Source organism: Aeromonas sp. 1805 (assembly GCF_013085525.1).
Taxonomy (GTDB): domain Bacteria; phylum Pseudomonadota; class Gammaproteobacteria; order Enterobacterales; family Aeromonadaceae; genus Aeromonas; species Aeromonas hydrophila.
This window is the reverse complement of sequence record NZ_CP038515.1, coordinates 3,275,777-3,290,733: the sequence shown is the minus strand read 5'-3', so window position 1 is coordinate 3,290,733 and position 14,957 is coordinate 3,275,777. Positions and strand designations below refer to the sequence as shown.

General features: G+C 63.4%; 12 protein-coding genes. 5 read left to right on the top strand and 7 right to left on the bottom strand.

Features of this window, described 5'->3' with window-relative positions:
* Positions 1-249: 249 nt before the first annotated feature.
* The gene (gene speA, locus E5E96_RS15485; protein ID WP_024943754.1) at positions 250-2,151 is read right to left on the bottom strand and encodes a biosynthetic arginine decarboxylase; all 1,902 of its coding nucleotides are present in this window, start codon (positions 2,149-2,151) and stop codon (positions 250-252) included.
* A 27-nt stretch (positions 2,152-2,178) separates the two neighbouring features.
* Here speA and E5E96_RS15480 point away from each other — a divergent pair, with 27 nt between their 5' ends.
* From E5E96_RS15480 to E5E96_RS15470, 3 genes are all read left to right on the top strand, one after another.
* Entirely contained in the window at positions 2,179-2,436 is a 258-nt protein-coding gene (locus tag E5E96_RS15480; protein WP_043124035.1) for a hypothetical protein, read from the top strand.
* Positions 2,437-3,218: 782 nt separating this feature from the next.
* A complete protein-coding gene (gene pepT / locus E5E96_RS15475) occupies positions 3,219-4,442 on the top strand; it encodes a peptidase T (RefSeq protein WP_171282536.1) in 1,224 nt (407 codons plus the stop codon).
* A 141-nt stretch (positions 4,443-4,583) separates the two neighbouring features.
* Positions 4,584-6,308, top strand: a complete 1,725-nt coding sequence (locus E5E96_RS15470) for a lysophospholipid acyltransferase family protein (protein ID WP_171282535.1) — start codon at positions 4,584-4,586, stop codon at positions 6,306-6,308.
* Positions 6,309-6,370: 62 nt separating this feature from the next.
* Here E5E96_RS15470 and E5E96_RS15465 read toward each other — a convergent pair whose 3' ends face one another.
* The 4 genes from E5E96_RS15465 to E5E96_RS15450 all read right to left on the bottom strand — a co-directional run bounded on the left by E5E96_RS15465 (position 6,371) and on the right by E5E96_RS15450 (position 9,325).
* Complete coding sequence (locus E5E96_RS15465) at positions 6,371-6,682, bottom strand: SelT/SelW/SelH family protein (protein WP_171282534.1); 312 nt, start codon at positions 6,680-6,682, stop codon at positions 6,371-6,373.
* Positions 6,683-6,719: 37 nt separating this feature from the next.
* A complete protein-coding gene (locus E5E96_RS15460; RefSeq protein WP_171282533.1) occupies positions 6,720-7,841 on the bottom strand; it encodes an adenosylhomocysteinase in 1,122 nt (373 codons plus the stop codon).
* A gap of 186 nt (positions 7,842-8,027) precedes the next feature.
* The gene (locus E5E96_RS15455) at positions 8,028-8,765 is read right to left on the bottom strand and encodes a hypothetical protein (RefSeq protein WP_102989058.1); all 738 of its coding nucleotides are present in this window, start codon (positions 8,763-8,765) and stop codon (positions 8,028-8,030) included.
* A complete protein-coding gene (locus tag E5E96_RS15450; RefSeq protein WP_011705502.1) occupies positions 8,765-9,325 on the bottom strand; it encodes a YceI family protein in 561 nt (186 codons plus the stop codon). Before E5E96_RS15450 ends, E5E96_RS15455 begins: the two co-directional genes overlap by 1 nt.
* A gap of 110 nt (positions 9,326-9,435) precedes the next feature.
* On the opposite strand from E5E96_RS15450, the gene E5E96_RS15445 reads away from it, so the two are divergent.
* Positions 9,436-10,338 (top strand): LysR family transcriptional regulator, encoded by a 903-nt coding sequence (locus tag E5E96_RS15445; protein WP_005299405.1) that lies wholly within the window; start codon positions 9,436-9,438, stop codon positions 10,336-10,338.
* 23 nt (positions 10,339-10,361) lie between these two features.
* On the opposite strand, the gene E5E96_RS15440 is transcribed toward E5E96_RS15445, so the two are convergent.
* Entirely contained in the window at positions 10,362-10,778 is a 417-nt protein-coding gene (locus tag E5E96_RS15440; protein WP_171282532.1) for a hypothetical protein, read from the bottom strand.
* Positions 10,779-10,844: 66 nt separating this feature from the next.
* Between E5E96_RS15440 and E5E96_RS15435 the strand changes: the two genes are divergently transcribed.
* A complete protein-coding gene (locus E5E96_RS15435) occupies positions 10,845-12,575 on the top strand; it encodes a formate--tetrahydrofolate ligase (RefSeq protein ID WP_171282531.1) in 1,731 nt (576 codons plus the stop codon).
* Positions 12,576-12,905: 330 nt separating this feature from the next.
* Here E5E96_RS15435 and E5E96_RS15430 read toward each other — a convergent pair whose 3' ends face one another.
* Entirely contained in the window at positions 12,906-14,561 is a 1,656-nt protein-coding gene (locus E5E96_RS15430; RefSeq protein WP_060388980.1) for a methyl-accepting chemotaxis protein, read from the bottom strand.
* Positions 14,562-14,957 lie beyond the last annotated feature (396 nt).

Genomic DNA, 14,957 nt, shown 5'->3' with positions numbered 1-14,957 from the left:
CTGACCGTAAGATAACCCGGCCACTGCAAACTTGATGCAGATCAAGGGAAGCGACGGCCGACGCGGATATCTGCCGGATCTGCGGTCCATGGGGCCCAACACCGACATCCATCAGCCGTACCCAACCCAAGATTCACCCCGCCAGCGCCTGCTGAGGCAGATCGTGCGCAACAAAAACGGCGCCCGCAGGCGCCGTTTTTTTATGCCCGCACCACATGGTCACGCGGTGCGGATGAACAAGTCTCGGGCTTATTCGTCTTCCAGGTAGGCGTAGCCTTGCAGACCCAGCTCCAGCTCGTCGAGCAGGGCCTTGCGGGTCGCGTCGTCCAGCGCCGGGTGGGAGACGATGCGCTGGTAGTTCTCGCGGATGACGGACGGGTCGATGTTGACGTAACGCAGCAGCTGGTCGACGGTGTCGCCGCGCACCACGTTGCGAATGTCCATCTTGCCTTCATCATCGAGCCACACTTCCGCGCAGTGGGTATCACCGAACAGGTTGTGCAGATCCCCCAGGATCTCCTGATAGGCACCGACCAGGAAGAAGCCGACGTGGCACTCTTCGTTCTCGCCATACACCGGCATCGGCAGGGTGCTCTCGACCCCCAGACCGTCGACGTAGTGCTCGACCTGACCGTCGGAGTCACAGGTGATGTCCATCAGGATGCCACGGCGGGTGAGCGGACGCTCGAGGCCGGCCAGCGGCATCACCGGGAACACCTGACCGATACCCCAGGCATCCGGCAGGGACTGGAACAGGGAGAAGTTGGCAAAGCACTTGTCAGCCAGTTTCTCGGAGAGCTCGTCAGCCAGCGCACGGTGGTTGCGGTTGACCGGGTTGAGCAGCTCTTTGAGCGCCAGACAGGTGTTCTGGTGCAGCATCTCGGCCCAGGCGCGTTGCTCCAGGTTCAAGAGACCCATGGTGTACTGGGTATTCACATCACCCAGATCGGCCACCGAGTCATGGAAGATCTCCAGCAGGGAGGGATCTTCGCTGCGCAGGTCCAGCCAGCCTTTCCACATGTTCTGCAGAATGGTGGGCGCATCGTCGTCCGGTGCGCTGATGTCGTTCATCTCCACCCCTTCGGCACCAATGATGTTGGTAACCAGCACGGCGTGGTGAGCGGTCAGGGCACGGCCGGACTCGCTGATGATGGTCGGGTGCGGCAGGTCGAACTCGCGGCAGACATCGCCGATGCCCCACACCACGTTGTTGGCGTACTCGGAGAGGCTGTAGTTGGCGGAGCAGTGGCTCTGGGAACGGGTTCCCTCGTAGTCCACCCCCAGGCCGCCACCGACGTCAACCACTTCGATGTTGGCACCGAGGCGACGCAGTTCGGCGTAGAAACGGCCGCACTCGCGGATGCCGCCCTGGATGTCGCGGATGTTGGCGATCTGGGAACCCAGGTGGAAGTGCAGCAGTTGCAGGCAGTCCAGCTTGCCCAGCCCGCGCAGACGCTCGATCAGCGCCAGGATCTGGGAGGCGGACAGACCGAATTTGGACATGGAGCCGCCGCTCGATTCCCACATGCCGGAGCCGGTGGAAGCGAGCTTGGCACGCACCCCGATGTTGGGCTTGATGTTGAGACGAGCTGACTCGTCCAGCACCATTTCCAGCTCGGAGGGCTTCTCCACCACGATGTAGACCTTGTGGCCCATCAGGTTGCCCAAGAGGGCGTGGCGGATATATTCGCGGTCTTTGTAACCGTTGCAGACGATCACCGAGCCTTGCTCATGGTGATGGGACAGCACGGCCAGCAGTTCCGGTTTGGAACCAGCTTCCAGGCCAAGCCGGGGCTTGTCGCTGTAGGACTGGCTGATGGTCTCGATGACGCGACGCTGCTGGTTTACCTTGATCGGGTAAACGCACAGGTAGTCCCCTTCATAGCCTGACTTCTCGATGGCCTGACCGAAGGCGTTGAACAGCGCATCGACCCGACTCTTGAGGATGTCAGGGAAACGCAGCAGTACCGGAGTGGTCAGCCCGGATTGACGCAACTGTTCGATGGCGTCGGAGAGCACGATCTGTGCATCAGGGCGTGATTTGTCGGGAGCGACGGTCACATGACCGGCGTCATTGATGTTGAAAAAACCCGCACCCCAGTAGGGAACGTTGTAGACCTTCAAGGAGTCCTTGCTGGACCAGTTAGTCATGGGCTATGCCTCGCAAATGAGCGGCCGGTGGCCGCCTTCGTTACCCTCAATCACATCCAGACCATCGATGACAAGGTGCGGCGCGCCGAGGCGGCCTGCCGGGTCGGGAAGGGCGACTCCTGCAACCTGCGCGCACTACGCGGCGGGTTGACCCGGGCCCTTCCGTCACATCCCTTGCACATCGCGGCAAGCCTAGGCTGCCTGGTGGATCTTGGGGAAGTAACGAGTCTTGATGTGGGGCTGGTGGCTTTACATCAAGCTCAACGGTATGCGGTGCTGCGCTAACAGCGCCGCGGTACTTTGATGACGGACAGCATCAGCCACGCGGTCCGTTCATCATTCGGCAGCCATCACGACAGCAAGGGAAGGTTTCAAGGAAGAGAAGCGAAGGCGTCAGCACGCGTGCGTGTTGATAGACGACAACAACCACAGCCAGCTCAGCACCAGTGACCGCCCATGACAAGGGAAGATGATGAGCCGTTGGCTCACTCGGTCAGCTGGACATTGAGTGTCCGTTGTTCTCCCTGATACCGGAGCCTAACCGGTATTAAAGAAACCATACCCTAGCAGTGTCTGTCGTTGCTGCGTGCCTCGCCCTATAGGCGTCTGATCTTCCGGGAGTCTGGCGGCCTCTGCCTGCTCAGGGTTACCCTTGGATCGGCGCGGAGTGTACACACTTACCGCCAGCGGTGACAATAAAAAATAGTGTTCAAAAACTGCTTTTAATAAGGCGATCAAATCTTGCTGCCAGCAGGCCTGGCACGCGGGGGAAGAAGTCCGTCCACCCCCTCTTTTCCACCCTGAAAATAACGCCGGTTTGCGCCATCCGTTGTCGCCCCCGACACCATAAGTAATGAGCGCCTGCCGAGCCACATCACAAGCCGCTTAAAAATGTCAGCTATTGGATATTTTATGCTGCGCTTGATATCAACAACCACAGCCTGAACCACCTTACACGTTTACAGCCAGATCTTCGCCAAAAAATGCGGCAAAAACTGCGCTGACGCAAAAAGCCGCGCCGCCAGATTGGCCACAATGGCCCTTCCCCACCGGTACGAGGCTTGCCAATGGATACCTTGCTTGAGCGTTTTCTGCGTTACGTGACTTTTCATACCCGCTCCGATGCGACCAATCCCGCCTGTCCCAGCAGCGAAGGGCAGCTCGTCTTCGCCCGCGCCCTGTGCGACGAGATGCAGCAGATGGGGCTGAGCCGGGTCACCCTGGACCAATACGGCTACCTCACCGCCTGTCTGCCGGGCAACCAGCCGGACGCGCCGGCCATCGGCCTCATCGCCCACATGGATACCGCCGACTACGAGGCGGCGCACGTGGTGCCCCAGATCATCGAAAACTATCAGGGCGGCGACATCTGTCTGGGCAAGGGGGACGAGGTGCTGGCCATTCGCGATTACCGCTTCCTGAAAAACTACCTGGGGCAGGATCTCATCACCACCGACGGCAGCACCCTGCTGGGGGCTGACGACAAGGCGGGCATCGCCGAGATCCTCACCGCCATCGACCACCTGCTGACCCACCCCGAGATCCCCCGCGGCGATGTCTGGGTCGGCTTTACCCCGGACGAGGAGATAGGCCGCGGCGCCGATCGCTTCCCGCTGGACCGCTTCCCGGCCAAGTGGGCCTATACGGTAGACGGCGGCGAGCTCGGTGAGCTCGAATACGAGAACTTCAACGCCGCCGGCGCCACCGTGCGTTTTATCGGCAACAACGTGCACCCCGGCACCGCCAAGGGCAGCATGATCAACAGCCAGACCCTGGCCGCCCGCTTCCACGCCGCCATGCCCGCCGAGCAGACCCCGGAGGCGACCGACGGCTATCAGGGCTTCTTCCACCTGGCCCAGATGAACGGCACAGTGGAAGAGACCAGCCTGCACTACATCATCCGCGACTTCGACGACGAGGGCTTCGCCGCCCGCAAGGCCCAGCTCAAGGAGCGGGTCGCCTCGTTGCAGCTGGAGGCCCCAAGGGCGCGCATCGAGCTCACCCTGACCGACAGCTATCGCAACATGCGCAGCCAGATCGAGCCGCACATGCACATCGTCGAGCTGGCCAAGGCCGCCATGCAGGCCGCCGACGTCACCCCGAGGATCAAGCCCATTCGCGGCGGTACCGACGGCGCACGGCTCTCCTTTATGGGGCTGCCCTGCCCCAACCTGTTTACCGGCGGTCACAACTTCCACGGCAAGCACGAGTTCATCCCGCTGCAATCCATGGAAAAAGCGGTCACCACCCTGGTGGCGCTGGTGCGCCTGACTTCGGCCTGGCGCGGCTAGACCGGCCATCGTCACCGCCATGACCAAAGAGGGGAGCCGGTTAACCGGCTCCCCTCTTTGCCATCAAACTGTCATCCCGCTGCCATGGGGCGGGAACAGAAGGGCGTCACGCTAGGGCAACGACTCATCGGAGCCCAGCCCATGTTCAGTGTCGATGCCCTGCTACAACAACACCTGCCCCGCCTCTCGGCCCACGGTCTGCTGCGCCCCCTGCTCCGGCAGGGGCTGCGCTGGCTGCTGCACGAGCAGGCGTTTCAACGCTTCGCCACGAGCCATCCCCACTTGCGCGGACTCGACTTCGTCGAGCAGGCGCTGACCGAGCTCGACTTCGACTACCGGGTGAGCGAGGCCCAGCTCGAGCACATTCCGGCCAGCGGCCGGGTCATCATCGTCGCCAACCATCCCATCGGCTCCCTCGACGGGCTGGCTCTGCTGCGCCTGCTTGGCCGCATCCGGCCGGACGTCAAGATAGTGGCCAATCAGCTGCTGGCCCAGCTGACGCCACTGCGCCCCCTGCTGCTGCCGGTGGACAACCTGGGCGGCAAGACCGACCGGCGCGCCATCCTGGCGATGGGGGAGCACCTGGCAAGCGAAGGGGCGCTGGTGATCTTTCCCGCCGGCGAGGTGTCGCGTCTCGGCCCCAAGGGGGTCAAGGACGGCCCCTGGCAGGCGGGCTTCATCAAGCTGGCCCAACGCACCCGCACCCCGCTGGTGCCCATCCACCTGGACGGGCGCAATGGTCTCTCCTTCTATCTCGCCGCCTGGCTCCACAACGACTGGGCGGGGCTGTTGCTGGTCAAGCAGCTGTTTCGCCAGCAAGGGAAACGCATCGGCGTCACCATCGGCGCCCGCATCCCGGTGAGCGGAGTGCAGGAGCTGCCCGCCAAGAGCGCGGCCCGGCTGGTGCGCAGCCACCTCTACCGGATCGGACGCGGCAAGCGGGGTTTGCTGGCCACCGAGGCCCCCATCGCCCTGCCGGAGGAACGCCGTCAGCTCAAACAGGCCATCGACGCCTGCGAGGCGCTCGGTCATACCCCGGATGGCCAGGGGATCTACCTTTACCGGCGCCACGAGCTGAGCCATTCGGTGATCCTGCGCGAGCTGGGGCGCCTGCGGGAAATCGCCTTTCGGGCGGTGGGGGAAGGCTCCGGCAGGCGGCGGGATCTCGACGCCTTCGACGATGACTACCACCACCTCATTCTCTGGGATCCGGCCCGGCTCGAGATCATCGGTGCCTACCGTTTCGCGCCGGTGGCCGAGTTGCTGGCTAGCAAGGGGCTTGGCGGCCTCTACAGCCACACCCTGTTCGGCTTCGAAGAGAAATTGCTGCCCAGGCTGGCGCTGGCCATCGAGCTTGGCCGCAGCTTTATCCAACCCGCCTACTGGGGCAAGCGGGGGCTCGATTACCTCTGGTTCGGCATCGGCGCCTATCTGGCGCGCTATCCCCGCTACCGCTACCTGTTCGGGCCGGTGTCGCTCTCCGGCAGCCTGCCGGCGGCAGCCAAAGATCTGCTGGTGAGCTTCTATCGCCAGCACTTTGCCCCCGAGCTGGCCCTGGCTCCGTCGCGCCGCCCCTACCCCGCCACACCGCCGCTGTTTACCGGGCTGGATTACGGCGCCGATCTGCGGGAGCTCAAGGCCCGCCTCGACAACCTGGGTTGCGCCATTCCCACCCTCTACAAGCAGTACTCCGAGCTGTGCGAGCCAGGTGGCGTGCAGTTCATGGATTTTGGCATCGACCCCGACTTCAACCACTGCATCGACGGCCTGGTGTGGGTGGATGTGAGCCGCCTCAAGCCCCACAAGCGGGCCCGCTATATCGGCCTTCCCGCAGAGGAAGAGCCGGGCACAACTGCCGACCGTTGAACGGGCGCCACAACGAGAGAGGGAGGCCTGTGCCTCCCTCTCTCTGTCATTGATGCTGTGGCCTACTCGGCGGCCGGCTTGCGATCGGCATGGCCGAGGTCGCGCTCGGGGGCAATAACATCGCGTACCCGCTGCTTGATCTCCTTGGCCTCGGGGAAGCCCTCGTCGGCCACCCTATCCCACACCAGCACCCCGTCCACCAGAATGCGAAATTCCCCCTTGCTGGCCGGCACCAGCGCCACCTCACCCAGATCGCTGTCGAAGGTAGAGAGCAGCTCCTGGGCCAGCCAGGCAGCGCGCAGCATCCAGCGACAGAGGGTGCAGTAGCGGATCTCGATGCGAGGTTTGGGGGCGGGCAGCGTCGTGTCGCTCATGTCGTCACTCCATCAATGGCGGCTAAGAAAAAAACACTCACTGGGCAACCCCGTGGAAGTCGGCCAGCCAGTGGCGGGCAATGGTGCGCATGGTCGATTGCGGCAGGTCAAACAGACCGGGGGCCAGCGGCTGCAACGCCAGCTGACGCACCCCTTCGATGATCTCCGCCAGCACCAGATAGACATATTCGCCGATGACGGCGCCGTGGACGAAGTTGACCGCCTCGCCCCGGTTGAGCAGGAAGATGGTGCTACCGTCGGGGCGGGTCAGTGCCAGCACGTGGGGGCACACCTCCTCGCTCGGCCAGGGCAGCTGGACGAGGCAGAACGCAAACTCGTCGTCCGCCGAGGTGACCGAGGCGACCATGGTGCCGGGGCGCAGCTGCTGCAGATCCGCCAAGTCCAGCGCGCCGTTGCCGGTGGAGCAGATCACCAGCTCGGCCCGACCGAGGGCTTCGGCCTTGCCCACCAGCTTGAAGCCGTGGGAGAGCGCCTCCACCTGGCGCAACACGTCGGTCTCCACCAGCTCCAGATGCAGGTTGCGGCACCTGAGTTCACGGGCGATGCTGCGGCCCACCTTGCCGTAGCCGAACAGGGCGGCCTGGCAGACATTGAAAGTACGGTTGAGGGTGCGGGCCAGGGATTCGGCGGAGTAGACCACGCTCAGACCAATCTGGATATCCTCGGCCTGCTTGAGGGGGCTGCGCGCCACCGAGATGACCGGGGTAGCCAGCACCTCCTGCTCGTAGCGCTGATGGCCGTTTTCGGTCATCTCCACCACCCCGAGGAAGCGGGGGCCAAAATACTCGCTGAGGGTGACCTGGGTCCTGGCGAAATAGCCCCCAATATCGAGGATAATCAGCCGCTCATGAGGCGCCACCAGCGGGGCTATGTGCTCGATCACCCCCTGCGGGGTGTTGGTCCACTGGCGATTGAGAGGCAGTACCGGATAGTGTTGCTGGGCCCAGGTCAGGGTCGGTCCATGCACTGACTTGGGTTTGGGCAGGATGGCGCCGATCCGCCCGATCTGATCGAGGGCCTGGATAAACTGGGGGCGATCGGGAAGCAGATGGGTAACCAGCAGAATGCAGAGCCCGTCGAGACGTCCCTGCTCGGTGAAATGGCGAAAAAACAGATGCTCAGATCCTTGACTGCGCAACTGTGGCCTCCTTAGCGCGCCGCAAACAAGCAGGCAAACAGAACCCGGTCAGACCGGGTTCTGTGTGTGTCCAGATAATTGAAAATCCTTTTTATCTGAAAGCACTATGGGGCTCAATCTTTATCTGTGCAGACTATGACGAAGTCGGCAACTTTTGGGTTAATTGTCTGTTTTTTATGCTAAAAATCAGTACAACGAGGCTTCCGGCCACACCTTCCAGAGACTGAGTCCGGCTCCTGCGCCCGCCAGCAGGATCAGCAGGGCCCAGCGCTGGATCCAGGGCTTGCTGCGCAAGGTCCACTCCAGCAGGGGCAGCAGCCAGACCGGCAGCAGCACCAGCAGCGGCACTTCCACGTATTGCCAGGCGAGCATCTGCACAAAGGCCAGCGCCAATCCGAGCGCCGCGGGCGCCACCTGGCAGCCGGCAAAGGCTCCGAGCAGGGCACGGAAACCGGCGAACGCCGCCAGCGCGCCGGCCAGCTGGGCAATCAGCAGGCTGCCGTCGATGCCGATCACCAGTGCCAGCCAGATGAAGCCGAGGGCAAAGCCGAGCCCCTCGCGGCTGTCACCGCGCAGCCCGGTCCATCCCAGCCAGGCAATGGCAGGCAGCAACGCCAGCCAGATGGCAGGCTCGCTCGCCAGCACAGAGGCCAGCCCCTGCCACCACACCAGCGCCCCCAGAGCGGCAAACAGTGCAAGCGCGGCCCGTTGGTCGGCCAGCTGCGCCGCCAGGGCGGGCACCAGCAGAGTCAGCGGCAGCCACTGCCACGCCTTGACCGGCAGCCCGTAGGCACCGCCCAGCAGACAGCCCACCAACCAGAGCGCCAGGGCGCCCCACAGATACCCCAGCCGCGGCCAGCGCCACGACAGCAAAGCGGCTCCCAAAGGAGCCGCCAGGGTTTGCAGCAGGAGTGCCGCGCCCATTACTTGCGCACGCCTTCGACGAACAGATTGATGCTCATCTCGTCAGGGATGTTCGGCACCATGTAGTTCACGCCAAAGTCGCTGCGCTTGATGGTGGTGGTGGCGTTGAAGCCGCTGCGGTAGCCACCCCAGGGATCCTTGCCTTCACCGATGTGGACCAGATCGAAGGCCACTTCCTTGGACACGCCGTGCAGGGTCAGGGTGCCTTTCAGTACGCCTTTATCCTTGGTGCCCTCATAGCCGGAGCTGACGAAGGTCATCTTGGGGAACTGCTTCACGTCGAGGAAATCAGGGCTGCGCAGGTGTTTGTCGCGCGGCTCGTGGTTGGAGTCCACGCTGGCGGCATCGATCTCGAAGCTCGCCTTGGCCGCCGCCGGGTTGGCGTCGTCCATGCTGAAGGTGCCGCTGAAGGTATTGAAACGGCCCACCAGTTCGGAGAAGCCGAGGTGACCCACCTTGAACTGCACCGTGGTGTGCGCCGCATCGACGTCGTAATCGGCTGCCATCAGGGGAGCCGCCATAAACAGGCAGGAGGCCAGCAGGGCCTTGGTCATTTTCATCCGTTCGTTCCTTCATATTGGGGGTTCACAACAACAGCCAAGATGCTAACCTCCATATCGGAATAGATAATCAGCGATTTATTAAAATAATTATCAACTGAGAGTGAAAGATGGACCAGATAGCCGCCATGCGCACCTTCATCAAGGTGGTGGAGTGTCAAAGTTTTACCAAGGCCGCCAACCAGCTCGGCATCTCGGTCGCCATGACCTCCAAGCTGATGCAGCAGCTGGAGGAGTCGCTCTCCACCCGGCTGCTGTCGCGCACCACCCGCCAGGTCAACCCCACCGAGGCCGGCCAGTTCTACTACCAGCGTTCCCAGGCGCTGCTGGCGGAACTTGAAGAGACCCACAGCCAGCTGACCCGCAACAACCAGCAGCCCCAGGGCACCCTCAAGCTGTCGGTGCCGATGGATTTCGGCTACCTCCACCTCTCCCCCGCCCTGCCGCTGTTTCGCGAACGCTACCCGGATCTGAAGCTGGAGATAGAGTACAGCGACCGACGGGTGGCGCTGGTGGAAGAGGGGTTCGATCTGGCGCTGCGCATCGGCAACCTGCCGGACTCCTCCCTGGTGGCCAAGCCGCTGGCCATGATGCGACTGGAGGTGTGCGCCAGCCCGGCCTATCTGGCCCGTCGGGGGACGCCAAACACCCCGGAGGATCTCAAGCAGCACGACTGCCTGCTCTATACCCTGACCCAGCCGGACTGGGTGTTCAAACGGGATGGCGAGCAGCTGAGCGTGCGCCCGCAGGGGCCGCTGCGAGCCAACAACGGGGTGGCCCTGACCCGGGCGGCCTGCGACGATCAGGGCATCATATTGCAGCCCACCTTCATCGTCGGCGATGCGCTGCGCTCCGGCGCCCTGGTGTCACTGCTGCCGGAGTGGGAGAAGGGGCAGGTGGGGCTCTATGCCCTCTATCCGCACCGCCGCTTCGTCTCGGCCAAGGTGCGCTGTTTCATCGAATTCGTGCAGGAGCGTTATCTCGCCCCCCACTACTGGGATCGCAAGGCTTAAGTCTTGCCGCGGTGACGGGATGGCTAAGAGGCGGCGCTATCGGCAGGCAGCGGCAGCTCGGCCACCAGCAGCAAATCGCGCAGGTTCAGCTGCCAGCGCGGCAGGCGCTGGCGCAGGGTCGCCAGCTGCGCCTCGTCAAAGGCATAGGGCAAGATGATGTGCAGGCAGTGGCAGTCGAGCATGCCGGCCAGCTGCAGGGTCAGGATGAGATTGGCCTCGTCGGTCTTGTGCTTGTTGATGCGCTTGCCCAGTTCATGGCGAAAGTGGGTCTCGGGATCCTGGGTCATCGCCTGCCAGCCATAACCAAACAGCGGAATGAAGGCGCTGACGACCCCCAGCGCGGTCAACGGCTGTTTGGGCGGGTGATAGAGGACGTTGAGATCCAGCTCGATGGGCGTTAGATGCAGCTCACGATTGCCGGACAAAATAGTATTACTCATTGGATAACCCTGTTGATTCCACTAGACTGCGCCGCATATTTGACCTGACATGCCAACGAGGTGCTGATGCTAAGCGATATCGAGATCTCCCGCCAGTCCCCCCGTCTCCCCATTCACGCGCTGGCCGAACGCCTCGCCATCCCTTCGCACCAGCTCCATCCTTACGGTCACTACAAGGGCAAACTCAGCCTCGAGCTGCTCAAGTCTCTCCCCAAACCGGCGGGCAAGCTGGTGCTGGTGAGCGCCATCACCCCCACCCCGCTTGGCGAGGGCAAGACGGTGACCACCCTCGGCCTCTCCATGGGGCTCAACCATATCGGCCAGGCCAGCATCGCCACCATCCGCCAGCCGAGCCTGGGCCCGGTGTTCGGGGTCAAGGGGGGCGCCGCCGGTGGTGGTCACGCCCAGGTGGTGCCGATGGAGGAGATGAACCTGCACCTCACCGGCGATTTTCACGCCCTCACTGCCGCCCACAACCTGGCGGCAGCGGCCCTCGATGCCCGCCTGTTCCATGAGCGCAAACTCGGCGACCAGTTCAGCGCCAGAACCGGTTTACAGCGCCTCGATATCGATGCAGACAACATCCTCTGGCCGCGCACCCTCGACATGAACGACCGCGCCCTGCGTCACCTCACCATCGGTCAGGGGGGCGCCGCCGATGGCGTCGAGCGCCAGGATCGCTTCGTCATCACCGCCGCCTCCGAGCTGATGGCCATTCTGGCTCTCGCCAGCGATCTGAAAGATCTGCGCCAGCGCATCGGCCGCATCCAGCTGGCCCGCGACCTGCACGGCAAGCCCATCACAGCCGAGCAGCTGGAAGTGGCGGGCGCCATGACTGTGCTGCTCAAAGAGGCCCTGCAGCCGACCCTGATGCAGACCACCGAGCAGACCCCGGTGCTGGTGCACGCCGGCCCCTTTGCCAACATCGCCCACGGCAACTCCTCGGTGATCGCCGATCGCATGGCCCTCGGCCTCACCGATTACGTGGTGACCGAGGCGGGCTTTGGCTCCGACATGGGGCTGGAGAAGTTCTTCAACATCAAACATCGCCAGTCCGGCATCACGCCGGCCTGCGTGGTGCTGGTGGCGACGGTGCGCGGCCTCAAGGCCAACAGCGGCCTGCTCGACATTCGACCGGGTCAGCCGCTCCCGGAAAGCCTGCTGCGCGAGGATCTGCCGACCCTTGAGCAGGGCTGCGCCAACCTCGGCTGGCACATCGCCAATGCCCGCCGCTACGGGGTGCCGGTAGTGGTCGCCATCAACCGCTTCCCCACCGACAGCGAGGCCGAGCTGGCCCTGCTGGCCCGCGCGGCGATGCAGGCCGGCGCTTGTGGCAGCGCCATCTCCAGCGCCTTTGCCCAGGGCGGGGCCGGTGCCAGCGAGCTAGCACAGGTCGTGGTGGCCGCCTGTGAGCAACCGGGCAAGGTCAAACTGCTCTACCCCGACGAGATGAGCCTCGACGCCAAGCTGGCGACCCTGGTGGAATGCGGCTACGGTGGGCGCGGCGTGCAGCTTTCCGATAAAGCGCGCCGGCAGCTGGCACAACTCTCTGCCGAGGGGTGGGATCACTTGCCGGTCTGTATGGCCAAGACGCCGCTCTCCATCAGCCATGACCCCGCCCTCAAGGGAGTGCCGACCGATTTCGAGGTACCCATCGACGAGGTGAAGCTGTGCGCCGGTGCCGGCTTCGTCTATGCGCTGGCGGGCCCCATCATGACCATGCCGGGCCTTGGCAGCCTGCCGGCCTACCGTCATATCGACATCGACGATAACGGCGAGATAGTCGGCCTGAGCTGATGGTGAGTGGCAGCTGCTGGCCAAGCCACCGCCTCGACAGCCTACCACCGGTTACCGTCATATCGATATCGACGATAACGGCGAAATAGTCGGCCTGAGCTGATGGTTGATGGTGAGTGGCAGCTGCAGGCCAAGCCACCGCCTCGACAGCCTGCCACCGGTTACCGTCATATCGATATCGACGATAACGGCAATATCGTCGGCCTGAGCTGAATGGCCGGATAAAGGGTCTGGCGCCGGCCGATGGCGCTGCGCTCAGCAAACCAGCCAGAAACAACAAGGCCCCGCCGATTGGCGGGGCCTTCTGTTATCTGTGACCGAGGGTCAGCCTTAGAGGGTGAAACGCTGGGTCATATGGTGCAGCGTATTGGCCAGCTTGCTCAGCTCCACGCAGGCCTGGGCGGTCTGCTGGGCTCCCAGGGCGTTCTCGTCAGCCGCATTGTGGATGTTGACGATGCTGCGGTTGAGCTCCTCGGTCACCGCGTTCTGCTCCTCGGTGGCGGTGGCGATCAGGGTGTTCATGTCGGTGATCTGGGTGACAGCACCGTTGATGGTGTCGATGCTGCTGCCCGCTTCCCGGGCCAGCCCCACGCTCTCCTGCATCTGCTGGCGACTCAGCTGCATGGCGCTGCCCGCCTCGGCGGTACGCTCCTGCAACACCTCGATCATCTTGCTGATCTCGGCGGTGGAGTTCTGGGTACGCTGTGCCAGAGAACGCACCTCGTCGGCAACGACCGCAAAGCCGCGGCCCTGCTCGCCGGCACGGGCCGCCTCGATGGCCGCGTTGAGCGCCAGCAGGTTGGTCTGCTCGGCGATGCCGCGAATGACGTCCAGCACCATGCTGATGTTGTTGCTGTCCTGCTCCAGCTGCTGCACCACGGCGCCCGCCTGCTCAATCTTGACCGATACCTCCTCGATGCTGCTGATGGCGCTGCGCACTACCTGGTTGCCCTGGGTCGAGGTACGGGAGGCATCCTTGGCGGCACTCATGGCGTCCGTGGTATTGCGGGCCACCTCGTTGACGGTGGACTGCATCTCGTTCATGGCGGTGGCGACCTGGGAAACCTCGCTCTGCTGGCGAGCCATGCCGGTGGCGGATTGCTCGGAGATGGCGCTCACCTCCTCCACCGCACTGCTGAGCTGGCTCACCGAGCCGGCGATCTCGCTCACCAGATCCGCGAGCGAACCCTGCATGCGATCGATGGCGGCGCCGAGCTGACCCAGCTCGTCACGCTTGAAGCGACTGCCGCGGATCCACTCCTGCAGTTCGCCCTTGCCCAGATCACCGCTCGCGATGCGCTGCGCCTGACGGGCCAGCATCACCAAGGGATCGCGGATCTGGCGGGTCAGCACGGTGGAGAGCACGGCCGCCAGCCCCAGACCCAGCAGCAGGGCGATGATGATGCTCAGCTTGGCGCTGTCAAACGCCTCCACCACCTGGGCACGAGAGTTGACGGAGTAGCCGTGGTTGATGCGGATCAGATCCGCCACCGACTTGGCCAGATTGGTATAGAGAGTGATCCCCTCGCTCATGAACAGCTGCTGGGCCTCGGCCAGCTGGCCGCCATCCTGCATCAGCCGCACCCGCTGGTGCAGGGCGACGTACTTGTCCCAATCCTGCTTGACGATATCGAAGGTGCGACGCTCCTCCACATCCTCTGCCCAGATGGTGGCATCGTGGGCTTTTACCTGCCGGGCAACCTCTTGCAGGCTCTGCTCGCTGAGATCCCGATAGTGGGCCCGCTGCTGCGGATCGGCCGCCACCAGAAACACATCCAGTTCATAGCGGCGCAGGGTGTTGATGGTCTCACCCAGAGTGCTGGTGCGCACCACGGCGGGCAGTATGCTGTCGGTAAAGCCGATGGCCGCCCGGTTCATGTTGCCGAACTGCAGCAACGAGAAGCCGCCGATGAAGGCCATCATCAGGCCGAGCACGGCAAAGCCGGCGGTGAGTTTCTTGCCAATGGTCATGGTACTGGTATTCATGGCATGTCCTGGATATGAGTGAACAGATAACGCTCGTCTGGACCGTAGCGATACGATCCGCGGTCACCGCCTCCATGGCGGCTCATCCAGCCTTGATGAATCTATGTCCTTGCATGAACGAGGCGAACAGTTTTGCCAAAGTGCCGATCTGCCCAAGCGCCGAGCCCAAGCCGCGATGGCACATGGCAGGGAAACGGCAGCAAGACCCGGTCGAGAGAGCCACCGGAACAGGCACCTTGCTGGCTTGCCTGCACTCCCAAAGAGCGCACCCAAGCCATGAAAAGATATATCGACCGGGCCTGCCAATCCCTTGAGGAAAATCGTCGGGGCGACCGGCGGGCAGTCAGGAGAAGGAAAAAGGATGGAAAAGCGAGGAGACATGCCGCAGCGGCGGCA

Coding starts and splice junctions, on each gene's coding strand:
- E5E96_RS15450 (WP_011705502.1), bottom strand. CDS start 9,325: ATGAAAATGACCAAGGCCCTGCTGGCCTCCTGCCTGTTTATGGCGGCT.
- E5E96_RS15470 (WP_171282535.1), top strand. CDS start 4,584: ATGTTCAGTGTCGATGCCCTGCTACAACAACACCTGCCCCGCCTCTCG.
- E5E96_RS15455 (WP_102989058.1), bottom strand. CDS start 8,765: ATGGGCGCGGCACTCCTGCTGCAAACCCTGGCGGCTCCTTTGGGAGCC.
- E5E96_RS15440 (WP_171282532.1), bottom strand. CDS start 10,778: ATGAGTAATACTATTTTGTCCGGCAATCGTGAGCTGCATCTAACGCCC.
- E5E96_RS15430 (WP_060388980.1), bottom strand. CDS start 14,561: ATGAATACCAGTACCATGACCATTGGCAAGAAACTCACCGCCGGCTTT.
- E5E96_RS15435 (WP_171282531.1), top strand. CDS start 10,845: ATGCTAAGCGATATCGAGATCTCCCGCCAGTCCCCCCGTCTCCCCATT.
- speA (WP_024943754.1), bottom strand. CDS start 2,151: ATGACTAACTGGTCCAGCAAGGACTCCTTGAAGGTCTACAACGTTCCC.
- E5E96_RS15445 (WP_005299405.1), top strand. CDS start 9,436: ATGGACCAGATAGCCGCCATGCGCACCTTCATCAAGGTGGTGGAGTGT.
- pepT (WP_171282536.1), top strand. CDS start 3,219: ATGGATACCTTGCTTGAGCGTTTTCTGCGTTACGTGACTTTTCATACC.
- E5E96_RS15465 (WP_171282534.1), bottom strand. CDS start 6,682: ATGAGCGACACGACGCTGCCCGCCCCCAAACCTCGCATCGAGATCCGC.